Origin of the sequence: Mucilaginibacter sp., assembly GCF_028288205.1 — a bacterium.
Classification (GTDB): Bacteria; Bacteroidota; Bacteroidia; order Sphingobacteriales; family Sphingobacteriaceae; genus Mucilaginibacter.
The window spans coordinates 49863-76634 of record NZ_JAQBOD010000048.1 but is presented as its reverse complement, the minus strand read 5'-3'; the positions used below and the strand labels follow the sequence as shown (position 1 = coordinate 76634).

Below are 26772 nucleotides of genomic sequence, written 5' to 3'. Positions count from 1 at the left end.
AACTGTATAAATTATTTTTAGCCCACTAAAATATCCGAATGAATAAATTTCTGTTTGCTATTCTTTTCTCTGTAATAAGTGCTGGCGCCATAGCTCAGGTTCGACCAAATCCTGCAATGTTAACCAGGAAATCTGCTGATACTTTGAGTTATCTAAATCCTAAAGAGTATATTATTGGTGGCATTACTATTACAGGCACACAACACCTGGATAAAGATGTGTTGCTGCAAATATCTAAGTTGGTTAAAGGTGATAAGATCACTTTACCCGGCGAAGCTAACGCCACCGTTATAAAAAACCTGTATAAGGAAAACTTATTTGATGATATACAATTAAATATCACCAAAATTAATTTAGATACGGTATACCTGGAAATAGCTATAAAAGAGTTGCCGCGTTTATCGCGTTTGCATATAACGGGTATACGTAAAGGAGAGATAGATGATATAAATAAAAAGCTGGCTGATAAAACCGGTAAAATTGTAAATGCCAATTTATTAAATACAACCACCTCAATAATAAAGAAACATTTTAATGAGAAAGGGTTTTTAAATACTACGGTAAACATAAAGCAAAGACCAGATCCCGGTGATGCGAATAGTTTAATACTTGATGTTGCTATTAATAAAGGCAGAAAAGTAATGATAAACTCGGTTACATTTGAAGGTAATAAGGCATTCTCGCAAGGCAGTTTAAAGAAATACCTGACAAAAACCCGTACCCGTAAGTTTTATAACATATTTGGATCGAAAAAATTCAAAGATGATAAGTATACAGAGGATAAACAGAACCTTATTGAAAAAATGCAGGCTAAAGGATATCGTGATGCCTCATTAATAAGCGATACGGTGACCAAACATGATTTTGAAACGGTAGATGTTAAAATTAAAGTTTACGAAGGACCTAAATATTATTTTGGCAACATTAAATGGTCTGGCAACGCTAAATACAATAATGATATATTGAATAAAGTATTACGTATTAGCAAAGGCGACGTTTTTAGTGAAGAAACACTAAATAAAAGATTGAGCGGCGGCGGCCAAAATAGTGATGATGTTTCGTCACTTTATTTAAACGATGGCTATTTAACTTATAATGCTGATCCGGTACAAACCCGCATACATAATGATACGGTTGACCTGGATATAAGAATATTTGAAGGCCCCCAGTATACCATAAATCGTGTTTCTGTTAAGGGTAATGATGTAACCAACGATAAAGTGGTTTTGCGCGAATTACAAACGCTGCCGGGACAAAAATTTAATAAAGCATTGCTGGTAGAAAGTACCCGTATAATTGGCCAGTTAGGAAATTTCGATGATCAGAAAACCGATCCTAAGCCGGTTAATATAAACTCGCAGGATGGTACCGTGGATTTGATCTATAATGTTGTAGAGAAACCATCAGACCAGGTTGAGCTTTCTGGCGGTTACGGTGGCGGGCAGCTGGTAGGAACATTGGGCCTGACCTTTAATAATTTCTCTATAAAAAATATTTTCCATCTTAAAGATTACAAGCCATTACCAAAAGGCGACGGCGAAAAGTTAAGCTTAAGAGGGCAATCAAGCGGTCACTCATATCAAAATTATTCGTTCACTTTTTCTGAACCATGGTTAGGCGGCAAAAAACCTATATATTTTGCCTTATCAGCCTATACCCAATTAAGTTCGACCGGCGATTATTATGCAAAAACAGACCCTGCATATAATTACCTGCGCATTAATGGTGTTGGTGTTACTTTAGGTAAGCACTTAAAATGGCCCGATAACCATTTTCAGTTAAATTATTCGTTAAACTTCGATCATTATAATCTGGATAACTACCCCGGCTACCTATTCTCTAACGGAACATCATATAATATTAAACTAACACAGGAACTTACCCGTAACTCACTGGATGGGTCGCCCGTATTTCCTACAGGTGGTTCAAATATTAAATTTACGCTGCAAGGCACGCCACCATATTCATTATTTAACAGCATCAATTACAAGCTGCCGCCTACGCAGGAACAGCTTTACCATTTCGTAGAATACTATAAGGTAAAATTTGATGCGCAGTGGTTTACACATCTTGCAGGTAAATTTGTGTTAATGACACAGGTTAGGTTTGGATTTTTGGGAGAATATAATTCTGAAGTACCGGGATCGCCGTTTGAAAGATTTAAACTGGGTGGCGACGGTATGCAAAGCTACCAGTTTTTACAGGGTAGTGATATAATTGGTTTAAGAGGATATCAGAATTTCTCTATTGTTCCGGTAGGAACAAATTATACAACCAGTACCAATCCGGGCAGTGCAATATATAACAAATATACAATGGAGCTTCGGCACCCCGTTATTACCAGCGCATCGGCTACTATATTTATGCTGGCCTTTGCCGAAGGTGGTAATGTTTGGAATAAATTCTCGCAATTTAACCCTTATAACGTAAGAAGATCAGCAGGTATTGGCGCCAGAGTATTTTTACCTATTTTTGGCTTACTTGGTTTAGATTATGGTTATGGCTTTGATGCTATACCGGGGATACCGTCGGCTAATAAGGGCCAGTTCAGTTTCTCAATCTCACAAAGCTTAAATGGTGGGTTTAATTAATTAAAGAAAAAATCTATGAAAAAGATAATTTTCACACTGGCTTTTACGTTCTTAGCAATCACTACCTCGTTTGCGCAGCGGTTTGGTTATGTTGATTCGGACTATATTTTAAAACATATGCCCGATTATGCATCTGCTCAAAAACAATTAGGCGCGTTATCTGATCAATGGCAGAAAGAGGTTGATGGCCGTTTCCAGGAAATTGACCGCTTATATAAAGCATACCAGGCAGATCAGGTTTTAATGGCCCCTGATATGAAAAAGCGTCGTGAAGCTGAAATAGTTGATAAAGAAAAGATAGCTAAAGATTTTCAACGCCAAAAATTTGGCCCTGATGGCGAGCTGGAGCAAAAAAGCAGTTCGATAATGAAACCTATACAGGATAAAGTTGCAAAAGCCGTACAAGCAGTTGCCGAAGCTGAAAGCCTGGATATAATATTTGACAAAAACAGCGAACTAATTATGATGTACGCTAACCCGCGTTATGATAAAAGCGCCGATGTTATTACACGCCTGGGATTAAAGCCGGGAGTATTTGCTAAATAAATTTTTTATACATATAATCGCACTAATTATTAAACACAGAACAAAAACAATGAAAAAACTATTTAAAGTTGCTTTGATTGCAGGATGCATGATGTTACTTATGGGCAACTTTGCCAAAGCACAACAAAAAATTGGGCATATTGCATTTGACCAGGTTGTAGGTTTATTGCCAGAGCTTGCTACAGTAAAAACTCAACTTACCGCATACCAAAAAACATGGTCTGATCAATTGGGTACGCTTAATACTGAATACCAAAATAAGCTTAACGACTACCAATCTAAACAAGCAACAATGACAGATGCTGTTAAATCGATAAAACAAGCTGAATTAACCGATCTGGGCAAAAGATTCCAGGAGCAACAATCAAATGCGCAACAACAGGTAGATGCTAAAACCACCGAGTTAAGCAAACCTTTAATTGATAAAGTGCGTGCAGCAGTAACTGCCGTAGCTAAAGAAAAAGGTTACGCCTATGTATTAAACTCAACCCAAACAGATCTATTAGTATCACCGGATGCTGATGATTTAATGCCGGCTGTAAAAGCTAAATTAGGATTGAAATAATATTTTAATAAATACATTTACAAAGCGCCCTGGTATATGGGGCGCTTTTTTTATTTTTGACCGTTGATTTTTTTTGATTAAGAGATTTCGTTGATTCTTTACTTTTTAATCTTCAATAACCAATCTTTATTCCTAATCTTTAATCTTCAACAACTAATCTTCAACCCCATGCAGCCAATAGGTATTTTTGATTCGGGAATAGGCGGCCTTACCGTTTTTCGGTCGATAGCCGAACAGTTGCCGGGCTATGATTATATCTATTTAGGCGATAATAGCCGCGCGCCTTATGGTAATCGCTCATTCAATACCATCCACCAATATACCTGGGAGTGCGTGCAATGGTTGTTTAAGCAAGGCTGCCCGTTAATTATACTGGCCTGTAACACCGCCTCGGCTAAGGCGCTGCGTAATATTCAGCAGTTAGATATGAAGGGTTTGGATCCATCTAAAAGAGTACTGGGCGTTATCCGTCCTACTGCCGAGGTTATTGGCAACTACTCTGCCACAAAAGAAATTGGTGTATTGGGTACCATAGGCACCGTAAAATCTGAATCTTATTTAATAGAGATAAAAAAGTTTTTCCCCGACCTTAAAGTTTACCAGCAAGCCTGCCCGCTTTGGGTGCCATTGGTAGAAAGCGGCGAATATGAAAAACCGGGATCAGATTATTTTATAAAAGAATACCTTGACCAGATCATGGCTCAATCTGCCAATATTGATACACTATTACTGGCCTGTACCCATTACCCCTTACTGCAGGACAAAATAAAAGCGCATTTACCTGCCAATGTTAAGGTGATAGCGCAAGGCGATATAATAGCCAAAAGCCTGGTTGATTACCTGCACCGCCACCCCGGGCTGGAGCAGAAATTAAGCAAAGCAGGTACCCGCAAATTCTATACTACTACAGATGATACCGCTGATTTCGATCATCATGCCTCACGGTTCTTTTCGGCACCGGTAACTTCAGAATTTGTATCAGTTACAGAGTTTGGCTGTTAAGCCTCATCCCAGCCCTCTCATTTGGTGAGGATTGTTCGCGTTGTTGATTTTGTTTAAGGAACTCATAAAACGCTGAGTTTAGGTAAGGCTTATTTCATTTTCTGCTAAGTCAACCAACTTAATACCCGCTATCTGCCATAATTTAACAACCATTTATTAAGTTTGCAGCTAAAATAAACGGGGTTGAGTTTTTATATTACATATGTACTTGTAAGTATTGGGCTGTTTGCCTTCTCGGCTTTATTTGCGCTTTTTGCAGTGTATGGCGAGCGCAAGGTTTCCGCGTTTATTCAAGACAGGCTGGGCCCTACCGAAACCGGTAAATTTGGCCTGCTGCAAACCCTTGCAGATATACTAAAGCTGCTGCAAAAAGAAATGATAATCCCTACAGCTGCTGATAAAATATTATTCATGATGGCCCCGGCTATTATATTTATAGCCGTATATATGGGTTTTGCAGCCTTGCCGTGGGCGCCGGGTTTAATTCCGTCAAAAATTAATTTAGGGCTGTATTATATTTTCGCCATTATATCAATCGAAACGCTGGGCATATTAATGGCAGGTTGGGGATCGAATAATAAATATTCTATTTTAGGTGCTATGCGGTCGGCTGCGCAAATTATCAGTTATGAGATACCTGCCGGGTTTGCCTTGATATCCGTAGTGATGATAGCGCAAACACTTAATCTGCAGGATATAGCCATACAGCAAGGCACCTTATCCGCCGAAAAAATAAAATTTTTAGGTTTTTGGGATATAACCAAAATAGGAGGAATTTTGTCATGGAACATATTCAGGGCGCCGCATTTGATAATTGCTTTTGTAATCTATTTTATAGCCTCATTAGCCGAGAGTAACCGTGCGCCGTTTGATATCCCCGAGGCGGAATCAGAGCTGGTATCCGGCTTTCATACAGAGTTTACCGGGTTGCGTTTCGGGCTGGTGTTTTTGGCTGAATATTCTATGATGTTTCTGGTATCAATGGTGGGCGTGATACTATTTTTGGGGGCTTGGAACACACCACTGCCAAATATTGGGGCAATACATTTAGCCGACTGGACAACCAGCAAAGTATGGGGCATATTTTGGATAGCCACCAAAACATTAACGCTGGTGGGCATACAAATGTGGATCAGGTGGACCATACCAAGATTACGCGTAGACCAACTAATGAACCTATGCTGGAAGGTATTAACACCACTGGCTTTTGTGTGCATGCTGGTATCGGGCATATGGCGGATATGGTTGATGTGAGTTGGGTAGTGATTAGAGGTTAGGTATAAAGTTGTTGAAGATTAAAGATTAAGGAATGAAGATTGGTTATTGAAGATTAAAGATTAGAAAATAAAGAATCGGTGAAATCAATCGAAAAAATGCAAATTAAATCAGTGAAATCAAATAAAAATCAGTGATCAATAAAGCAATAAACGGATTTAAAACTACCTGGAAGGGGCTATCCCTTACCATAAGGCACCTCTTTGCCTCAAACGCGAAGCGGCAGGTGATATCTGTTACTGATGATAATTATTTTAAACGGCTGGAAGGTACAAATACTATCCAGTACCCGCACCAAAAATTACCGGTGCCAGAGGTTGGCCGTTACCAGCTGGATGTAGAAATAGATGATTGTATTGTATGCGACCTCTGCGCTAAAATTTGCCCGGTTGATTGCATCACCATCGATTCTATAAAAGCTACTGAATTGATTGGGAACACATCAGACGGTTCGCCAAAACGTATTTATGCCGCTAAGTTTGATATTGATATGGCCAAGTGCATGTACTGCGGCTTGTGTACCATAGTTTGCCCTACCGAATGCATTGTAATGACCAATCAGTATGACAGGACCGTATTCGAATTAAAAGACCTTAACTACGAATTCTCTGATATGACACCCGAAGTTGCCGCCGAAAAAAGGCAACTGCTGGAAAATCAATTAGCCGAAAGGCAAGCGGCAAAATTAGCTGCTATGAATAAAAAGGAGGGCGGCGCATGAGCTTGGCCCAGGTGCTTTTTTATGTGATGGCTTTTGTTGTGGTGGGGTCGGCATTGTTTGTGGCATCAACCAAAAACCTGGTGCGCTCTATCTTTATGTTTTTTATAACGCTGTTCGCGCTGGCAGGATTATACGTTTTGGCACTGGCAGATTTTATAGCTATAACCCAAATAGTAATTTATGTAGGCGGTATTTTGGTGTTGATATTATTCGCTTTTATGCTGTCGGGCAAAGAAACGCTGAATGTGTTACAGCAACAAAAAAGCAAATTCATCAGCCTGAGCAAATTGCCTGCAATACTATTGGCAGTGCTGTTTTTTGTGGTGATGGTGAATGTGATAACTAAAATTGACGCCGGTAATATAGGCTGGATAAAACAGGCCATCAGCACAAATACAGAAATCAAGCCAAACGAGGAAATGATAAACAATATTGGCATTAATTTAATGACGAGGTATTTATTGCCATTTGAGGCCATATCCATATTATTAATGATGGCACTGGTAGGTGCGGCACATTTATCCAGAAAGGAGCGGGGCGCGGTATGATAACCTTAACCGATTTTTTAATAGTGAGCGCAGCCCTGTTTTGTATAGGTTTATACATGATCGTATCCAAACATAACGCCATACAAATATTAATAGGAATTGAACTAATGCTGAATGGTGCCATTTTAAACCTGGTAGCGTTTGGCAAGTTTGATAAGATCAATAACGGCGGGCAAATATTCGCCCTGTTTGCCATTGTGCTTGCAGCAGCAACAACAGCGGTAGCTTTAGCTATTATATTGAACGTTTATAAAAAATACAGAACCATTGATCCGGGCAGGATTAATAACTTGAAAGATTGAGCGCCCCACCTAAACCTTCCCCTTGGGACGACTTAATATTCAAGTCTCCCCAACCGGGAGAGATTTAGAGGGGCTAATAATAAATTATTTGAAAACACTCATACCATACCAGGACCTATCCACCATTTACTTTGCAATAGCAGCAGTATTGTTGCCGCTGTTTGCCTGTATAGTAAATTGCTGTTTGCCCGGTAAGCGTAACAAGGTTTCGGGCTGGATAGCTACCATAGCTATTTTGGTAAGCTGTATTTTATCCATTTCCATTTTTGCTAAAATATGGAATGGGCACCCGGCGCATATACAGCAGCTTTGGTTCATTATTGGTTCCACGCAGTTATATGCCGGTATTTTGTTGAATAACCTATCGGCAATATTATTGCTGCTGGTTTCGGTAATTGCGTTGCCTGTACATATTTACTCTATTGCCTACATGAAGAACGACGAGAATTACGATCGTTACTTCATCTACCTCAGCTTTTTTTGTTTCAGCATGCTGGCACTGGTAGTTGTTGATAGTATGGCACTGTTTTATGCTTTTTGGGAGCTGGTAGGCTTTTCATCTTATTTATTGATAGGTTTTTGGTTCACCCGCGAAAAAGCGGTACAAGCTAATAAAAAAGCTTTCCTGATGAACCGTATTGGCGATGTGGGTTTGTTAACCGCTATCATTATCCTGTTTGCCCAGTATCACACCTTTGATATCACCCAGCTTTTTGGCGATGGCGGCTTAGTTAGCCAATCAACCATTACCAATGGTTTATGGATATCGCCGGTTGGTAGTTTGCCTGCTATCTGGCAATATGTAGCCTGCGGTGGTATATTCTTAGGGGTGGCAGCCAAATCGGCACAGTTCCCGCTCCATACCTGGCTGCCTGATGCTATGGAGGGGCCAACTTCGGTATCGGCATTAATTCACGCGGCAACAATGGTAGCGGCCGGCGTATTTTTATTAGGCAGGGTTTATCCAATATTTAACACAACAGAGCTTGACATATTAGCCGTAATAGGTTGTTTTACCGCTTTTATGGCCGCCACCATCGCGCTAACGCAAAACGATTTGAAACGTATTTTGGCTTACTCCACCATATCGCAATTAGGCTTTATGGTAATGGCCATGGGGGTTGGTGCGTATGCATCGTCGTTGTTCCATCTGGTTACGCACGCGTTTTTTAAATGTTTGTTGTTTTTGGTAGCGGGTATTGTTATCCACCAAATGCAGCACATCAAAGAAGATAACGATCTGGACATCGACCCGCAAAGCATTTTATATATGGGCGGCTTGCGGAAGAAGCTGCCGTTTACATTTATTGCCGCTGTTATTGGCGGCTTGGCGCTGATAGGCTTGCCGTTTACATCGGGTTATTTATCCAAAGATGGTATTTTGATACAGGCTGTAGATTGGTCGGATAATAAAAATATTTTGTTCAGACTGGTACCTATAGGCGCCATCATCACCACCTGGCTAACCGCTTTTTATGTAGCAAGGCTGATAGTAAAAGTGTTTTTTGGCGAGTTTAAATTGGAGCAATTTCATCCGCATATAAAATACCATATCAGTGATGGGGGGTGGAAATACCGCGTGCCATTAATGCTGTTGGCTGTGGCATGTTTGTTCCCCTTGTTCTCTCTAAACCCGGTGTTATATGAGCATGCATGGGTATTTACCGGTTTTAGTTCTACCCATTTACAGCGGATAAATATTTATCATACCATTGTGCCGATAGGTGTAAATATACTAAGCCTGTTTTTAATCTATTGGGCATGGGCGGTATATACCGAACGTAAGCTTTTAATATTTCCGCAAACCGGCTTATTGTTCCATATGTCGTACCACGAATGGTATATTGATAAAGTATACAGGAAAGTGATTGTACGTGCGGTAATGGCTTTAAGCAGGGTGCTGTCATGGTTTGACCGTAAGGTTATTGACGGTTTTATCCACCTGCTGTCAACCGTCACCATAGCGATATCAAAAATAGCTGCCTGGTTTGATTATAATGTTATTGACGGAATATCGCGCCTGCTTACCTTTATCGTGCAAATAACCGGTAATTTTGTGCGCCGGTTTCAAGGCGGTAAAATTCAATATTATTTGTTTAGTATGCTGGCAATTGTACTGGCCCTGCTTATTTATTTATCTGTTTAGATATGAGATTACTGACTTTTGAAAATCACTACGCGATAAGTTCCCCTCTTGAGAGGGCGCGCGTATGGCTGTGCGGTTGCAGGGGTGTGTTAATACGCACAAAGTACACATCTCTACACCCCCCTCAAGAGGAGAATCGCACGGGCCTCCGCTTTTTTCGAACACCCGTTATCTCATATTTTACATTTCACATCTCAAACCTCATCAACGGATGAACCTATTAACCATACTCATATTTATCCCCCTGCTGTTCGGACTCATCATCGCGTTGATGCCTTCCAACTGGCGCGGTAGTTTTAAATACATTACGCTGTTGGCTACGTTGGTGCAGTTGTGTATGAGTGTGTGGTTATACCTTAACTTTAAAACGGGCGCGGCTTTTGGCGGTATAGCTACCGAGGGTCAGTTTCAATTTGTGCAAAAACTACCCTGGATAAACCTTAACCTGGGCAGCATGGGCCATATGCAAATGGATTATTTTGTGGGGATAGACGGTATATCCATCACCCTGCTGGTAATGACCTCATTGGTATTGGTTATAGCAGCGCTGGCATCATGGGAAATTAAGAGTAACCTCAAAGGGTTCTTCGTGCTTTTCCTGATATTGGATATGGCAGTACTGGGCGTGTTTTGCTCACTGGATTTCTTCCTGTTCTATATTTTTTACGAATTAATGCTACTGCCATTATACTTCCTGATAGGTATGTGGGGAGGAGCAAGGCGCGAGTACGCGGCTATAAAGTTCTTCCTGTACACCCTGTTCGGCTCGGTATTTATGTTACTGGTGATGATAGGCTTGTACTTATCTGTAATTGATCCGGCTACCGGCAACCATACCTTTAATATGGTGCAGATGATGAACCCGGCCAATTACGGGCATGATTCAATATTTTCTACATTAAGTCATTATACCTTGTTTGGTGTACAGGCAAGAACGCTTGGCTTCATCATACTATTTATTGCATTTGCCATTAAGGTTCCGGTTGTGCCGTTGCATACCTGGTTACCCGACGCGCACGTAGAGGCACCAACCCCGGTATCCATCATTTTGGCAGCTATCCTGCTAAAAATAGGCGGTTACGGAATTATAAGGATATGTCTGGGCATATTCCCCGACGTAGCTGCATCCGGAGCATTCTGGCTGGGCTTGCTGGGTGTTATCTCTATAATATATGGCGCGTTAAACGCGTTGGCTCAGCGCGATCTGAAGCGGGTTATCGCTTATTCGTCTGTATCGCAAATGGGGTTTGTATTGCTGGGCATAGCCTCGCAAACTGCCGAAGGTTTAAGCGGCGCAGTAATACAAATGGTGAGCCATGGATTTTTATCAACTATGCTGTTCTTTTTGGCAGGAGTGATTTATAACAGGGTACATGACCGGGATATTAACCATTTCCGTGGATTGGGTACCCTGATGCCAAAATATACCATATTTATAATGATTGCATTCTTTGCTTCATTGGGCCTGCCGGGGTTCTCTGCATTTATTGCCGAGGCATTCTCATTAGCAGGCGCTTTTAAATCGGCATCGGTTAACGGCTTATTGCCTTATTGGATGGCAGTTTGCGGCGCGATAGGTATTCTGCTAAGTGCCTGCTATTTTTTATGGACACTGCAACGCATGTTCTTCGGTTCGGTATCATTAAAAGGAGGAGAGATCTGGAAAACAGCTTTAGCCGATCTGAATGTCCGCGAAATAATAACCTTGTTGCCTTTGGCGATAATAGTGTTAGTTTTAGGCATAATGCCATCGTTGGTTTTTGATAAGATAAATGATTCGGTATTGGCGCTGGTGCAGTTTTTACATATAAATAAATAGTTGTATGATTAAAAGATTATTAATTGTTTCATGCTTATTGATTATTGGAATTGCTGCAAAAGCAGATGAGCCTAAAATAGATTCAAAAGTTCAAAAAGTTATAATTTTTTTAAATGGTGCACAGGTAACCCGTACGGCATCAGTTAATATTACTGCCGGGGCATCTACTTTAGTGTTTGGCAATATTTCGCCTAATATTGATGTGCAGAGTTTACAGGTACGCGCCAATGGTGATTTTACGATTTTATCAGTTAAAAGTGAGCTTAACTTTTTGAATGAGCAGGTTAGAAGAAAAAATGTAGATGATCTGCAAGCTCAACAAAAAACACTAAGAGATAAAATCACTTTCCAAAATACGTTGCTTACTATAGACCAACAAGAAGAGCAGATGTTGACTAAAAATCAATTGGTGAGTGGGCAAAACGCTAATCTGGATATTCTAAAATTAAGGCAAGCACTTGATTTTCAAACAATGCGTTTAACCGAGATAAAAAAAAGGGAAACCGTGGCTCATGAACAAATAGCCACATTAAATATTGAACTTCAAAAATTAAACCGCCAAATAGCTGATGTTATGAAAGGTAGCAGTAAGGCTACCAGTAATATAATTGTAACTGTTTCGTCAAAAACACCCTTGCAATCAACCTTTACCTTAAGTTATGTTGTAAATAACGCAAGCTGGTATCCAACTTATGATATCAGAGCCAAAAATGTTAATAGCCCCATAACTATTGCCTATAAAGCAAATGTAAGCCAACAAAGTGGCGAGGATTGGAAAAATATAAAACTCACACTTTCAACAGGTAATCCTTCTTTAAGCGGAAGTAAACAGACATTAAACCCTTACTATCTTAATTTCGGGATGTCTTACACTACCATTAGTGCTATTACAAAAGTTAGTGGCAGGGTATATGATAATAATGGATCAATACCTGGTGTTATAGTTAAAGTAAAAGGAACTTCTATTGGTTCTACAAGTGATGCGAACGGCAATTATTCTATTCAAATACCTCAGGGAGCCAGTCAATTGTTAGTTTATGCTTTTATAGGATATGAAACAATTGAGCAGCCGGTAACTAAGTCAGTAATGAATGTAGGACTTAGACCTACTGTAAATTCATTAAATGAAGTGGTTGCGGTAGGTTATGGAACCTCAGTTACAGAAGAATTATCAGATCGGGTCGCGGGGTTAAATACATCCACTTTGCCGGTTGCAGTGCAACAAACTCAAAACCAAACAAATGTAGAATTCAATATTGATAACCCATATTCCATACCAAGCGATGGTAAGCAATATTTGGTTGAAATTAACCAGGTAGAGTTAGCTGCTACTTATCAATATTATACTGCGCCAAAAATCAATACTGATGTATTTTTAACTGCCAGCTTAACTGATTGGAATAAATATAATTTTTTATCAGGGGAAGCCAATTTGTTTTTCGAAGGAACTTATATTGGTAAATCATTAATCAATACACAGGTAGCTACAGATACACTAAACTTATCGTTAGGGACTGATAAAAATATTGTAGTGACACGAGTACTACAAAAGGAGCTGACTGAAAAACAAACATTCACTTCAAATAAAAAAGATACACGTAGCTGGTTGATAGATATTAAAAATCGAAAAAATCAACCTGTAAGTCTTTTGGTTGAAGACCAGGTTCCTGTATCACAAAACTCATCTATTGAGGTAGAAAATCAGGAAGTATCGGCCGGTAATTTGGATAAAGCAACCGGTAAAGTTTCATGGAATTTAAATTTAAATCCGCAAGACGAAAAGAAGCTTCTGTTAAAATATCAGGTGAGATATCCCAGAAATCAATCTATTATAGTCCAATAGTAAAATATGCACGATCTGCTACCCTATATACAAGGACAATTAACCCAGATACTGGGCGATATGCAGTATTTCGGTCCCGAAATATGCTTGTCTCTGTTGTTTGTTGTAGTATTAATTACCGACTTGCTATTTGGCCGTAACTCCGAAAAATTATGCCGCATTGTAGCATGCGGAGGTATTATATTAGTAATATCTAAAGATATTATACAGCTGCAGCTAATTGGAGAGCATAATATATTTCTGTTTAGCGATATGTTGCTGCAGAATCATATCTCTTTAATTTTTAGACTCATTATTGATAGTTCGGCTTTACTGCTATTATTATACTTTGCCTGGGATGAGCCATTAAAATCGCATACAAAAAAACTTTCCGACCTTTATTCTATAAGTATAGCCGCGATACTTGGTCTTCACTTAATGACAATGGCGGCAAACCTGCTATCGGTTTATTTGGCTATCGAGATGGTATCCATAGCATCATACCTGTTGGTGGCCTATCGTTCAGAAAATGCTTTTAGCACAGAGGCCGGGTTAAAATATGTACTATTCGGCGCGTCGGCGTCGGCTATTATGTTGTATGGTATATCATTACTTTATGGTTTTACCGGTACGTTGAGTTTATTTGATCCTAATTTTGTGGCAGGACTTATACAGGTTAATGCGGCAGGTACAACTTTCGCGTTGATATTAGTATTGGTTGGCATCGGCTTTAAACTATCATTTGTTCCCTTGCATTTTTGGGTGCCCGATGTATATGAAGGCGCGCCAACGCCAATTACCGCGTTCCTGTCTACCGTACCCAAAATTGCCGCGTTTGGGTTATTGCTTAACTTTTTAACGCCGTTCCTGATCTCTCAGCAATGGAAAGCATTTGATTTTGGGTTATACCTGTCGGTTATCGGCATCATCACCATGATAGCGGGCAACTTTGCCGCTGTAATGCAAAACAACGTTAAGCGCATGCTGGCTTATTCCAGCATAGGCCATACCGGCTTTGCTTTAATGGCGATTGTTACCTTTACATCACAAGGTATTACGGCCCTGGCTTATTATCTGGCAGTGTATGTTATAGCTAATATTGGCGCGCTGATGCTGGTAACCTACTTCACAAAAATTACCGGATCAGAAGATGTAAATACTTATAAGGGCCTGGGCCTTAAATATCCTGCAGCATCAGTATGTTTTATAATTATACTCATATCATTAACCGGGTTACCGGTAACCGCAGGTTTTACGGGAAAATTATTAGTGTTCTCTGCGGTTTACAGTGTTTACCAGGCAAATCATAATATCTGGCTGCTGTTATTAACCATAACCGGGGCGCTTACTACGGTGGTATCATTATTTTACTACATTAAAATTCCGCTTAATTTATTTTTAAAACGGACAGATAATGCCGCAGAACCAATAGCGCAATCTGCTTATATCTTAATTTTTGCCGTAATTATATCCATAGTACTGGTATTGTTAGGTATTTTCCCCAATTGGCTCATCAAATTCCTATAAAAGGAATCCTTCTATATCTTTTTTAATAAAAAATTAACGTTTATTTCATTTTATTATGATTTAAATCATAATTTCAGGCGTTTTTTAAAACTTATTCTTAAACAATTCCATGAAGCGTTATTTTCCTTTTTTTATTATCCTTTGCATTTTAGTATTAACCTTCATTTTTCCTTCCGTCGAGTTTAAAAACACAGGCACATCACATTTTAACACCGGCGATATTGCCTGGATGCTCATGTCGACAGCTCTGGTTTTAATTATGACACCCGGCCTTGCATTTTTTTATGGCGGTATGGTAAATAAGAAAAACGTAATATCAACTATGCTGCAAAGTGTGGTCTGTATGGTTATTATTACCGTAATGTGGGGCATATTTGGTTTTAGCCTTGCCTTTGGCGATAGTTTTCATGGCATAATAGGCAACCCCGCAACTTACTTTATGATGAAGGGCATGCTCGGCGATTCGACATGGAAACTGGCGCCAACTATCCCTCTGCTATTATTTGCCATGTACCAGTTAAAATTCGCTATTATAACCCCGGCGTTAATAACAGGGGCTTTTGCAGAACGTATCCGCTTTAACTCCTACATTATATTTTTATGCCTGTTCAGCATATTTATTTTCTCGCCGTTGGCACATTGTACCTGGCACCCCGATGGTTTATTGGCTAAATTAGGTGTACTTGATTTCGCGGGTGGTACGGTAGTGCACATGTCGGCCGGATGGGCAGCTTTGGCATCAGCATTATATTTAAAGAAAAGAAATGAACCCAGCCACGCGCCCGCCCGCATTACCTATGTATTAATAGGCACGGGTCTGCTATGGTTCGGTTGGTTTGGGTTTAACGCGGGGTCGGCATTTGGGGCAAACCACTTAGCGGTTACCGCTTTAGCTACCAGCACAACCGCGTCGGCAGCAGCCGGTTTAACCTGGATATTTTTTGATATGCTAAAGGGCCGTAAGCCATCGGCGATGGGTACTTGTATAGGTGCTGTTGTTGGATTAGTTGCTATTACGCCAGCGGCTGGTTATGTATCTATCCCGCATTCATTGGCAATAGGCATTATTTCGGCAGTAATAAGTAACCTGGTGGTTGAGTGGCGCACCCGCACTTCAATAGATGATACGCTGGACGTATTTCCTTGTCATGGCGTTGGCGGTATGGTGGGTATGCTGCTTACCGGTGTATTTGCCAATAAAAATGTTAATCCGGCCAATACTACCGGAAATGGTCTTTTTTTCGGGGAGCATCATTTGTTTTTCGTGCAATTATTTGCCTTGGTCATAGTTTCTATCTATGCTTTTTTTGGCTCATTGCTGCTGCTTAAAATTACTGATATGATATCGCCGCTGCGTGTTTCAAAAGAAGACGAAGTAATAGGCCTGGACATTAGCCAGCACGGCGAAAGATTATAAAACTAACCTTACCAATTTATAAACCAAAGTTGAGGGCCGGCTAATTTGCCGGCCTTTTTTTTACTTATTAGATTTGACAACTTTTAAAAAGTTGTCAAATCTTTAGCTTGCTTATGTAATGGATATATTATGATTTTATTAATTTTTAATACGAATTAATGACAATTCATTTAGCGGTACTTTACAATAAAATTATAACTTTGCGGGCTCATCATCAATCATGAGCGATCAGATTAAACATGAATGCGGTGTGGCATTTATCCGCCTTTTAAAGCCACTATCTTTTTATCAGAAAAAATACGGCACTGCGCTGTATGGCTTAAACAAGCTTTATCTTTTAATGGAAAAACAACACATCCTGGGTCAGGATGGCGCGGGAGTTGCCACTATTAAATTAGATATCGCCCCGGGTAAGCGATACATCAGCAGGCACCGATCCATGGCATCAAACGCGGTGGCTGATATATTTGAATATATCCAGAAAAAGTTTGCTGATATACAGAAGGAGACGCCCGAAAGAATGGCTGATGCGGAATGGCTCAAAGACAACGTTAGTTTTACAGGCGAAGTTTTATTGGGCCATTTACGTTATGGCACCCACGGCAAAAACAGTATTGAAAGCTGCCACCCTTTTTTAAGGCAAAACAACTGGATGACACGTAACCTGGTTATTGCAGGCAACTTTAACATGACCAATGTTGATGAGCTGTTACAGCAGCTATATGACCTGGGCCAGCATCCAAAAGAAAAAGCCGATACCATTACAGTGCTTGAAAAAATGGGTCATTTTATTGATACCGAGAACCAGGGCCTGTTTGACCAATACAAACGCGAGGGATTAGACGATAACGTAGAGATAAGCAAGCTGATAGCCAATGATATGGATGTAGCTAAAATTCTGCGTAAATCTGCCAGGAACTGGGATGGTGGTTATACCATTGCCGGTATGTTGGGCCACGGAGACGCATTTGTAATGCGCGACCCGGTTGGTATACGCCCTGCCTATTATTATTATAACGATGAAATTGTAGTGGCCGCATCAGAGCGCCCTGCTATACAAACCGCTTTTAATATCCCTATTGATGAGATTAAAGAAATACGCCCCGGTCATGCTTTAATTGTAAAAAAGAACGGCAAGATAACCGAGGATATGTTTAGTGAGCCGCTGGAAAAGAAAGCATGCTCTTTTGAGCGTATCTATTTTTCGAGGGGGAGCGACGCGTCTATCTATCGCGAGCGTAAGCAATTAGGCAGGCTGCTTTGCCCGCAAATATTAAGCGCGGTTGATAATGATATAAAAAATACCGTATTCTCTTACATACCAAACACTGCCGAAGTTGCCTTTTATGGTATGGTAGAAGGGATACATAAATACATTAAAAAATACCAGCGCGATAGGCTGCTTAACCGCGATGATAAAATAAGTGAGGAAGAGTTAACCGAAGTATTATGCCTTGCGCCACGTGTTGAAAAAATAGCCATTAAGGATGTTAAGCTGCGCACCTTTATAACCCAGGACGCCGACCGCAGCGAAATGGTAGCGCATGTATATGATACTACCTACGGCCTTATAAAAAATGGCACGGATACGCTTGTTGTACTGGATGATTCTATCGTTAGGGGTACAACGCTTAAGCAAAGTATATTGAAAATATTGGATCGTTTGGGCCCTAAAAAAATTGTAGTGGTTTCATCGGCCCCGCAAATTCGGTATCCTGATTGTTATGGCATTGATATGTCGCGCATGGGCGACTTTGTTGCTTTTGAAGCAGCCATCAGCTTGCTAAAAGAAGAAGGAAAAGAAGCTGTTATAGCCGATGTTTATAAAAAATGCGTGGATAGTGCCACATTACCTAAAGAAGAGGTGGTAAACTATGTAAAAGCTATTTATGAGTCTTTTACAGATCAGCAGATATCAGACCGTATAGCAAAGATCATTACACCAAAAGATATAAAGTGCGGGGTTGAAGTGATCTATCAAACTTTAGATAACCTGCATAAAGCCTGCCCTGATCATACCGGCGATTGGTATTTCTCCGGAGATTACCCTACCCCGGGCGGTAATAAAGTAGTTAACCGTGCTTTTGTTAACTGGATGGAAGGTAAGAACCAACGGGCTTATATGTAGTTCTTAGAGGTAAAAGGATAAACGTAAAAGGCGAAAGGTGTTTAACTTTTCGCCTTTTGTTGTTTGTATGTACCCGGAAAAACCTTTCACCTTTCGCCTTTTACCTTCCATCTCCCTACGCCGCAGGCGCTGCAAAAACGTAGTGCGTAACCAGCTTATCCACCAATATTAACGATGCAATAATTAAAGCTATCCCGGCCACTTCGTTAAGGCGATGTACAAACTTTTCAGATATCTTGTCGCGCAGTTTGTTAGCATAAAATGCTTTGGTGGTATCCAGCCCAAATTGCACAATTAATATGGTTAAAAACATAATGGCAATTTTAAATGCGCGGTGGTGCACGCCATTATGGTAAATGGTACTTGCGGTACCAATAACAGTTATCCAATGGAATAAAATAGCGGGATTAAAAATACACAGCAAAAATCCCTTTAAAAAATAACCGGTGCGTTTAAGGCCGGTAGGGGCTACGTTAGTATAATTTACTTTGGCCTTCTTGAAAATATAACGGATACCCACTACAAATAATATAATACTGCCTATAACACCAGCAATGGTTTTGGTTTCGGGTGATACGTCAAATAATTGCGAACCAAAAAGTATGGTACCTACAAATACAACGTCACTACTTACCACACCTAACGCCAGGAAAACGCCCGCGTGGAAACCCCTTTCTATGCTGGTTTTAATTAAAGCAAAAAATACGGGGCCTGTTAAAAACGTCAGTACAATCCCAATTCCTATGCCCGAAATAACAGCTTCTATCATTAATATAGCCTTGAGTCAGTTTGAAGAATGCGAATATGCGATTTTTATCTCTTAAACAAAGAAACTTAATATTGTGTGTTTATTAATTTAAATAATGAGAATTCTAAAAAATGGATTATGTTAGTACTTTAAAACCAAATTGATATAACCTTAAATAAAAATGGAACAAAACAAAACAAAAAACTATGGCTCGGCACTATATACGCTGGTTACCGTATTTTTTTTCTGGGGCTTTTTAGCCGCTTCAAACGGTATATTTATACCTTTTTGCAAAACACACTTTCATTTAACCCAGTTCGAGTCGCAGTTAATTGATTTTACTTTTTATGGTGGATATTTTATCGGCTCGTTAATATTGTATTTTGCTTCGCAGATAAGTAAGACCGATATTTTAAATAAATTGGGCTACAAAAATGGTATAATATTAGGCTTAGTTGTATCAGCAGGTGGAGCGTTATTAATGATACCTGCCGTTGCCGCAGGTTCGTACGCGCTTGTTTTGTCGGCCATATTTGTTATTACCATTGGTTTCTCTTTACAACAAACCGCTGCAAATCCTTTTGTGGTTGCGTTGGGCCCGTCAGAAACCGGCTCTAACCGTTTAAATTTTGCAGGCAGTATAAATAATATTGGTGCCTTATTGGGCCCTGCTGTTATCAGTATTGTGTTATTTGGGTCGGCAAGCAGCCATATTGCACCTGCCGATGTTAAAATATCATCTATTGATAACTTGTATTACATATTTGCAGGCTTATTATTAGCGGTAGCATTATTTTTCTGGCTATCAAAATTACCGGTAGTTACCAGCGACGAAAAATTTGAAAACAGTAAAAGACCAGGGCTGCCAATTATTATTATGTGTATTGGATTTTTAATTATCCTGGCTGCCGACCCTTTGGTTAGCATGACCGGTATACCAAAATCAGTTTACATTTATTCGGCATTAGCGCTTATTATTTTAACCTTAATAGGTTCACTATTATCTGCACAGAAAAACAGCGAAGGCTGGGGCGCTATGCAGTATCCGCAGTTAATATTAGGTATGATAGCCATATTTACTTATGTAGGTACAGAGGTTACTATACAAAGTAATATGGGTGCTTTACTTAAAACTCCGTTATTTGGTGGTTTTAAAGATTCAGAAATAGCACCTTATATTTCGCTTTATTGGGGCAGCTTAATGATAGGCAGGTTTACCGGTGCTATAGGCGCGTTCAACCTGTCAAAAATGACAAAGAACATTCTAACTGTTATAGTTCCTTTTGTAGCATTTGGCATTGTATTGCTGGTAAACCGGTCAACAGTTGCTGATGTTAGTACGCTGTTTGTTTATGGAATAAGTATTTCAATATTAGTTGTGGCATTTTTTATCGGCCAGCAAAAACCGGTACGCACCCTGGTTACTTTTGGTATACTGGGCGTAATATTTATGCTGATAGGTTTATTTTCAACCGGCATGGTTGCTGTATTCTCTTTTATTAGCGGCGGTTTATGCTGCTCTATTATGTGGCCATCTATCTTCTCTTTATCTATTACAGGTTTGGGTAAATACACTGGTCAGGGTTCGGCATTTTTAATTATGATGATATTGGGTGGTTCAATCATCCCGCCGGTACAAGGCTTTATGGCCGATACTATTGGCATACATCAATCATACCTCGTTCCGGTTTTAGGTTTCGCCTACATTGTGTTTTTTGCATGGAAAGTGCGTGTTGAGCTTATCAAACAAGGCATCAACATAGACCATGTGCAACTTGAAAAAAGCGGGGGACATTAATTTTTAGTCATTAGTCACTGGTCATTAGTAATTGGTGGATTTTATAATTTGCTATTACTAATGACTAATGACACAATGACGGATGACAATTATGAAACCATCTTTCGATACTATCTTTATGAAACTGGCTACTGACCTGGCCCTGCGCTCGCATTGCGTAAAGGCCCATGTTGGCGCGGTTTTAACACGTGACACGCGTATTATATCAATAGGCTATAATGGTCCGCCTGCAGGCACGCATAACTGTGACGAAGAGTGGCCGGATGTTGGTTGTGCCCGCGACTCGAAAGGAAGCTGTTCATTAGCTTTACATGCCGAAGAGAACGCCATATTATACGCCGTTAAAAGCGGTGCCAAGCTGGAAGGTGCTACTTTGTATACAACATTGTCTCCATGTATTGCCTGTGCACGGTTAATATTCTCTGCTGGTATTAAACAAGTTTTTTTCAATAAATCATATGCCCAATACAAAGGCATAGCCAGTGATGAAGGAGTTGACTTTTTAAATAAGTTTGGCGTGCCTACGGTGAAGTTGTCCGAACACGATTCGATGGATTAATATGATTATTAATGATTGTATCGTGTGTGTATAATAAATTTCGCTTATCTAAACAATCTGCCGGCACCGGTAATCCTTAAATCTTAAAAATCAATAAATCGTGTTCAGACAAGTAACGGCTCAACCCAATCCAGCGCAAATTGCAATTGTTCATCAGGCGTCAAATCTGTATTATCTAATATAATAGCATCATCCGCGCGTGTTAGGGGGCTTTCTTTGCGGGTGGTATCAGCGTAATCACGGTGGGCAAGGTTTTCAAACACTTCTTCAAGAGTCATGGTAGGGTTGGTTGGCAAAAGCTCTTTATACCGCCTTTCTGCACGTATTTTGGGGTCGGCTGTCATAAATAGTTTTATCTGCGCATGCGGGAAAACTACGGTGCCAATATCGCGGCCATCCATCACAATGTTTTTTGATTTGCCCATGCGCTGCTGTTGGCGCACCATTTCTACACGTACCTCGTGGATTGCAGCAACGGCACTTACCTTGTCTGACACCGGCATCTGACGGATTTCGTCTGATACCTCTTCGTCATTTAGCGTAATGTGTGTCTGGTAATCGCGCGAGTGAAAGTTAAGATGGATGTTTTTTAAAGCTTCGGCTATTTGATCATGGTTGTGCATGTCAATATTGTTGCGTAAAAAGTACAATGCCACAGCGCGGTACATTGCCCCGCTGTCCACATAAATAAAATGAAGTTTTTTTGCGAGGGCCTTAGCTAAAGTGCTTTTTCCGCACGAAGAATAACCATCAATAGCTACTACAATATTACTGCTCATGTGTAACAAAGTTATAAAAAATTGTGAGTGGTTGATTGGGTGAGCAGTTGATTTTATTGACAAATACACAACTATCAATAAATAGATTAGGCTAAAGCCTTCGCTGCCTATTTATTCCTATCCGTCCCTTAAAAGGGATGGCAATGAAATGAGTGTTATCATAAATCATTTGCCGTTGGCTTTCAACCAACGGATAGAAGAGCCATTTAATAAGGCTTTAGCCAAACTCAAACCACCCACTCAGTCCAACTTAATCAACTAATAACTAACTTTGACCATGAATTTTTCTAAGTCCGAATTACAAAAAGAAACCTTTTACAAAACATCACGCAGTGGGGGTAAGGGCGGGCAAAACGTAAACAAAGTATCGAGCAAGGTCGAGCTGTTGTTTTCTGTTAATGATTCGGCTTTGTTTAATGAGGAGGAGAAACAGTTGCTTAATCAAAAACTACAATCACGTTTTAACAAAGATGGCTACGTGCAGGTAATTTGTGATGAAGAACGCAGCCAATATCTAAACAAAGAAAAAGCTTTGGAGCGATTGGTTGGTTTATTAACCCGCTCATTGCAGGTACCCAAAATACGCAAGCCTACCAAACCCAGCAAAAAAGCAAAAGCCGAGCGCCTGGATAATAAAAAAATACAGTCGGTTAAGAAAGAAGGCAGGAAAAGAAATTTCGAGATTTAATTTAAACGGTAGATAGCAGTTATTGAGCCCCATTGATGGGTATAGATCATCACTTTTGTATCGCGCGAATGAAATATGGCTGTAAAACCCAGCACCCAACGATTGGTAGTATAAGTTAAACCTAATTCATTACTAAACATTAACGGCTCTGGTACGCGTACTATTTCTTCACTATCCGGTTGGTTGTGTTTTTCAAATAAACCACCCTGCACGGTTGCATCATAACCTACATAGTTAAGCTGGGGTTTATAATAAAAGAAAAATTCGTGCTGATGTAATGGGGTAACACGGGCGGCTGCAATAACGGTACTTTGTGTGCTTGCCGAATTAAATAATTGATTAAAATTACCAAACCTAAACAACGGACCCACACCTGCGCCCGTAAAACCGGTACCCAAATTGCCATAAGCACTTACAGACATATCCAGCAATGCGCCCCTTGCCAGCAATTTATTATATTCGGCAGAGAGATTGAGTTCTAAGTCGTTTTTTATTTGATACTGCCAGCCAGTTATATGATAAAAACCAAAAGTATTATGAACAAACTCTTGCGCAGTTTGCGCGCCGGATGCAGGGCCAACAACGCCTAATTGCGCACCTAATTTAAGGTTGCTTTCGTTTTTATAAAGTAAATTTAGGGTTGAGCCTACGTAGAGGTAACCGGCAAATGGCCGGTCTACATATTTTGCAGCGGGTATCATGCCGGTTTGGGGGTTAAATATTTTTTGCCCCAACTCCAACCCGAATATTTTATTCTGAAGATGGGTGTTGTAATCACCTTTAACTTTTAAAGCATGGCGGTAGTATAAAAATACGCCATCGGTATAATAATTATCACCGCCACGCAGCAGGTAAGAATCATTATCTGTTTGCAAGCCAAACTCATTACGGTGTGTTTGCGCGAAGGCACAAATTGTTGTAATGACAAAAAGCAGTACTAAAAATAATTTTCGGTTCATCCGTTAGTAGCCGCTATGTGATATAATAAATGACAAATATTTTAGTTAATTATTGGCTTTAATATCTGTTTTAACTGTTAAGTCAAGCGGCTCATTAACTTTTTCATTCAACAGCGCCAGGTTAATAACTTCGCGCATAGTAGTCACATAATGAAACTGCAAATCTCTGATATAGCTTTCCTTTATCTCCAAAATATCTTTTTTATTTGACTTGCATAAAATGATCTCTTTAATATTGGCGCGTTTGGCAGCCAGTATTTTTTCTTTTAAACCACCTACCGGTAATACACGGCCCCGCAAAGTAATTTCGCCTGTCATGGCTAAATGAGGTTTAATTTTGCGCTGTGTAAATGCAGAAGTTAACGCGGTTAACATAGTAATACCTGCCGATGGGCCATCCTTAGGTGTAGCACCTGCCGGAACGTGTACATGCACATCCCACTGTTCAAACAGTTTCGGGTGGATATTGAAATAGCCGGCGTGCGCGCGTAAGTATGCTAACGCTATAGTTGCCGATTCTTTCATTACATCACCTAAACTACCTGTTAAAGTTAAACTACCTTTACCCGGGCTTAAACTGGCTTCAATAAACAATATGTCGCCGCCTACTGATGTCCAGGCCAGGCCGGTTACTACTCCGGCTACGTCATTGCCTTCGTATAGGTCCTTATCAAATATGGGCGCACCTAATATGGTTTCTACATCTTTTTTGCTTATTACGGTGTTGTAGGGCTCTTCCAGGGCGATGTTTTTTGCTATACCACGCACTACCGAGCCTATCTTTTTCTCCAACCCACGCACGCCCGACTCGCGGGTATAATCTTCTACCAGTTTCTCCATCACATCAGGTTTTATAGTGATGTCTTTTAATTTCAGGCCATGTGCATCGCGTTGTTTTGGCAACAGGTGCTGTTTGGCTATCTCAATTTTTTCTTCGATGGTATAGCCGTTCACTTCGATAATCTCCATGCGGTCAAGCAACGCCGGCTGTATGTTGCTTAATGAATTGGCTGTCGCGATGAACATTACGTTAGAAAGGTCGAAATCCATCTCTACATAATGGTCATAAAAGGTACTGTTTTGTTCGGGATCCAACACTTCCAGTAAAGCTGATGATGGGTCGCCCCTGAAATCATTGCCCACCTTATCTATTTCATCCAAAATAAATACCGGATTTGCTGCACCTGCTTTTTTAACCGATTGTATAATACGCCCTGGCATAGCGCCAATATAAGTTTTACGGTGGCCGCGAATTTCGGCCTCATCACGTATACCGCCTAAAGCCATACGCACATATTTGCGTCCTAAAGCTTTGGCAATTGATTTACCCAATGATGTTTTACCAACTCCCGGAGGGCCAACCAAACAAAGTATAGGCGCTTTCATGTTGTGTTTTAGCTTTAATACAGCCAAATACTCAATAATACGGTGCTTTACTTTATCTAAGCCAAAGTGGTCCTTATCCAACACCTTTTGGGCGCGTTTAAGGTCGAAGTTATCTTTAGTGAACTCGTTCCAGGGCAGGTCAAGCAATAGCTCAAGGTAGTTTATTTGTACAGAATAATCAGCAGCGGCAGGGTTGGTACGTACCAGTTTTTCAACCTCTTTATCAAAATGCGTTTTAACCTCAACGTTCCATTTCTTTTTGGCGCCGCGCTGGCGCAGGTTGTCAATTTCCAGGTCGGGCGATGTTCCGCCCAATTCTTCCTGTATGGTTTTAATTTGTTGATTTAAAAAGTAATCCCGCTGCTGCTTATCCAGGTCAACACGCACCCTGGTTTGTATCTGGTTCTTTAGTTCAAGTAATTGCAGCTCCATGGTTAGGTGCTCTAAAACCAGGTTAGCCATATCGCGGCGATTGGTTACTTCCAGCAGCTTTTGTTTAGCCATCATATCGGCATTCATGTTTGATGATATGAAATTCATCAAAAACGAAGTGCTTTCAATATTACGAATAGCTATACCGGCCTCGCTTGGGATATTTGGCGAAAGCTGTATAATATTCATAGCCATATCCTTAATAGAGGATATCATGGCTTTAAACTCTTTATCTTCTTTTGATCTCTTTACCTCCTGAAAGGGCTCAATAGTGGCCTTAATATAAGGCTCGCTTTGTACTTCCTCCTTTAAGTAAAAACGTTTTTTGCCCTGTAGTATAACGGTTGTATTACCATCAGGCATTTGCAGCATTTTTATAATTAAAGCTACGGTGCCTATTGTATTTAACTGGCTAAAATTTGGGTCTTCAATAGCTACATCCTTTTGTGATACTACACCTATCATGCGGCTGCCTTTATTGGCATCGCGTATTAATTTGATGGACTTGTCTCTGCCAACTGTAATAGGAATAACCACGCCCGGAAAAAGCACGGTATTACGCAACGGCAGTATAGGTAAAAACTCGGGTACCTGCTCGTTATTCATTTCTTCCTCATCCTCTGAGGACATCAGAGGGAAAAATTCAGAATCTTCATTTATCACTGGCAAAACATTTTTAAAATCAAATGGATCAAAACTCATCAAATACTTTATATATCAATAAAAAACGTCATGTTGTCACCCTGTAAAAATTAAGCGGGCATTAACACGGGTAAAATAGCGGTTACTAATTAATAGCGTACTCTGTTCAAGAGCTATGCCAAGATAAGGTAATTCAGACACAACAATTACTTTAGCATTGTATCAGTTTGATTACATGCTGTTTACAAATTTACCTGCTTTTTTTTAAACCTGCTTAAATAAATTGATAAAGATGAAAAAAAGTCATACCCTTGCCCTGCATAATTTATTGGAGGGGCTTTTTTAAATAAATAGGCGGATATGCATAATAAT

The 26772-nt window shown here is 40.1% G+C and carries 21 protein-coding genes; 17 read left to right on the top strand and 4 right to left on the bottom strand.

The genetic code is table 11. The features are described from left to right. Positions 1 to 38 precede the first annotated feature (38 nt). The 14 genes from bamA (at position 39) to JWR23_RS11160 (ending at position 18409) form a co-directional block, all read left to right on the top strand. The gene (gene bamA / locus JWR23_RS11225) at positions 39 to 2591 is read left to right on the top strand and encodes an outer membrane protein assembly factor BamA (protein ID WP_299516135.1); all 2553 of its coding nucleotides are present in this window, start codon (positions 39 to 41) and stop codon (positions 2589 to 2591) included. Between the two features lie 15 nt (positions 2592 to 2606). Further along, the gene (locus JWR23_RS11220) at positions 2607 to 3137 is read left to right on the top strand and encodes an OmpH family outer membrane protein (RefSeq protein WP_299516133.1); all 531 of its coding nucleotides are present in this window, start codon (positions 2607 to 2609) and stop codon (positions 3135 to 3137) included. Between the two features lie 49 nt (positions 3138 to 3186). Further along, on the top strand, positions 3187 to 3702 hold the full coding sequence (locus tag JWR23_RS11215) for an OmpH family outer membrane protein (RefSeq protein WP_299516132.1): 516 nt from the start codon (positions 3187 to 3189) through the stop codon (positions 3700 to 3702). Between the two features lie 168 nt (positions 3703 to 3870). Further along, positions 3871 to 4704 carry a glutamate racemase gene (gene murI, locus JWR23_RS11210; protein ID WP_299516130.1) on the top strand — a complete coding sequence of 278 codons (834 nt, stop codon included), beginning with the start codon at positions 3871 to 3873 and terminating at the stop codon, positions 4702 to 4704. Positions 4705 to 4887: 183 nt separating this feature from the next. After that, complete coding sequence (gene nuoH, locus JWR23_RS11205) at positions 4888 to 5958, top strand: NADH-quinone oxidoreductase subunit NuoH (RefSeq protein ID WP_299516129.1); 1071 nt, start codon at positions 4888 to 4890, stop codon at positions 5956 to 5958. A gap of 154 nt (positions 5959 to 6112) precedes the next feature. Next, entirely contained in the window at positions 6113 to 6700 is a 588-nt protein-coding gene (locus tag JWR23_RS11200) for an NADH-quinone oxidoreductase subunit I (RefSeq protein ID WP_299516127.1), read from the top strand. Continuing rightward, positions 6697 to 7248: an NADH-quinone oxidoreductase subunit J gene (locus JWR23_RS11195; protein WP_299516125.1), complete on the top strand. Its 552-nt coding sequence runs from the start codon at positions 6697 to 6699 to the stop codon at positions 7246 to 7248. Before JWR23_RS11200 ends, JWR23_RS11195 begins: the two co-directional genes overlap by 4 nt. Then, positions 7245 to 7550 carry an NADH-quinone oxidoreductase subunit NuoK gene (gene nuoK / locus JWR23_RS11190; RefSeq protein WP_299516124.1) on the top strand — a complete coding sequence of 102 codons (306 nt, stop codon included), beginning with the start codon at positions 7245 to 7247 and terminating at the stop codon, positions 7548 to 7550. Before JWR23_RS11195 ends, nuoK begins: the two co-directional genes overlap by 4 nt. Before the next feature lie 88 nt (positions 7551 to 7638). Continuing rightward, the gene (locus JWR23_RS11185; protein WP_299516123.1) at positions 7639 to 9696 is read left to right on the top strand and encodes an NADH-quinone oxidoreductase subunit L; all 2058 of its coding nucleotides are present in this window, start codon (positions 7639 to 7641) and stop codon (positions 9694 to 9696) included. Between the two features lie 211 nt (positions 9697 to 9907). Further along, positions 9908 to 11515, top strand: coding sequence for a NuoM family protein (locus tag JWR23_RS11180; protein WP_299516121.1), 1608 nt, complete (start codon positions 9908 to 9910; stop codon positions 11513 to 11515). Between the two features lie 4 nt (positions 11516 to 11519). Beyond that, positions 11520 to 13358: a mucoidy inhibitor MuiA family protein gene (locus JWR23_RS11175; protein WP_299516119.1), complete on the top strand. Its 1839-nt coding sequence runs from the start codon at positions 11520 to 11522 to the stop codon at positions 13356 to 13358. A 6-nt stretch (positions 13359 to 13364) separates the two neighbouring features. Further along, complete coding sequence (locus JWR23_RS11170; RefSeq protein ID WP_299516118.1) at positions 13365 to 14864, top strand: NADH-quinone oxidoreductase subunit N; 1500 nt, start codon at positions 13365 to 13367, stop codon at positions 14862 to 14864. Between the two features lie 109 nt (positions 14865 to 14973). After that, positions 14974 to 16281 (top strand): ammonium transporter, encoded by a 1308-nt coding sequence (locus JWR23_RS11165; RefSeq protein ID WP_299516117.1) that lies wholly within the window; start codon positions 14974 to 14976, stop codon positions 16279 to 16281. A gap of 220 nt (positions 16282 to 16501) precedes the next feature. After that, a complete protein-coding gene (locus JWR23_RS11160; protein ID WP_299516116.1) occupies positions 16502 to 18409 on the top strand; it encodes a class II glutamine amidotransferase in 1908 nt (635 codons plus the stop codon). A gap of 115 nt (positions 18410 to 18524) precedes the next feature. On the opposite strand, the gene JWR23_RS11155 is transcribed toward JWR23_RS11160, so the two are convergent. Continuing rightward, the gene (locus JWR23_RS11155; protein ID WP_299516115.1) at positions 18525 to 19178 is read right to left on the bottom strand and encodes a LysE family transporter; all 654 of its coding nucleotides are present in this window, start codon (positions 19176 to 19178) and stop codon (positions 18525 to 18527) included. A 160-nt stretch (positions 19179 to 19338) separates the two neighbouring features. Between JWR23_RS11155 and JWR23_RS11150 the strand changes: the two genes are divergently transcribed. Together JWR23_RS11150 and JWR23_RS11145 are read left to right on the top strand one after the other, a co-directional pair. Beyond that, positions 19339 to 20955, top strand: a complete 1617-nt coding sequence (locus tag JWR23_RS11150) for an MFS transporter (protein ID WP_299516114.1) — start codon at positions 19339 to 19341, stop codon at positions 20953 to 20955. A gap of 82 nt (positions 20956 to 21037) precedes the next feature. Further along, entirely contained in the window at positions 21038 to 21514 is a 477-nt protein-coding gene (locus tag JWR23_RS11145) for a dCMP deaminase family protein (RefSeq protein WP_299516113.1), read from the top strand. A 104-nt stretch (positions 21515 to 21618) separates the two neighbouring features. On the opposite strand, the gene cmk is transcribed toward JWR23_RS11145, so the two are convergent. Further along, entirely contained in the window at positions 21619 to 22293 is a 675-nt protein-coding gene (gene cmk / locus JWR23_RS11140) for a (d)CMP kinase (protein WP_299516111.1), read from the bottom strand. A gap of 277 nt (positions 22294 to 22570) precedes the next feature. Between cmk and arfB the strand changes: the two genes are divergently transcribed. Beyond that, positions 22571 to 22981 (top strand): alternative ribosome rescue aminoacyl-tRNA hydrolase ArfB, encoded by a 411-nt coding sequence (arfB, locus tag JWR23_RS11135; RefSeq protein WP_299516110.1) that lies wholly within the window; start codon positions 22571 to 22573, stop codon positions 22979 to 22981. On the opposite strand, the gene JWR23_RS11130 is transcribed toward arfB, so the two are convergent. Both JWR23_RS11130 and lon read right to left on the bottom strand, forming a co-directional pair. After that, positions 22978 to 23940, bottom strand: a complete 963-nt coding sequence (locus tag JWR23_RS11130; RefSeq protein ID WP_299516108.1) for a lipid A deacylase LpxR family protein — start codon at positions 23938 to 23940, stop codon at positions 22978 to 22980. The genes arfB and JWR23_RS11130 overlap by 4 nt on opposite strands. A 45-nt stretch (positions 23941 to 23985) precedes the next feature. Continuing rightward, complete coding sequence (gene lon, locus JWR23_RS11125) at positions 23986 to 26463, bottom strand: endopeptidase La (protein ID WP_299516106.1); 2478 nt, start codon at positions 26461 to 26463, stop codon at positions 23986 to 23988. Positions 26464 to 26772 lie beyond the last annotated feature (309 nt).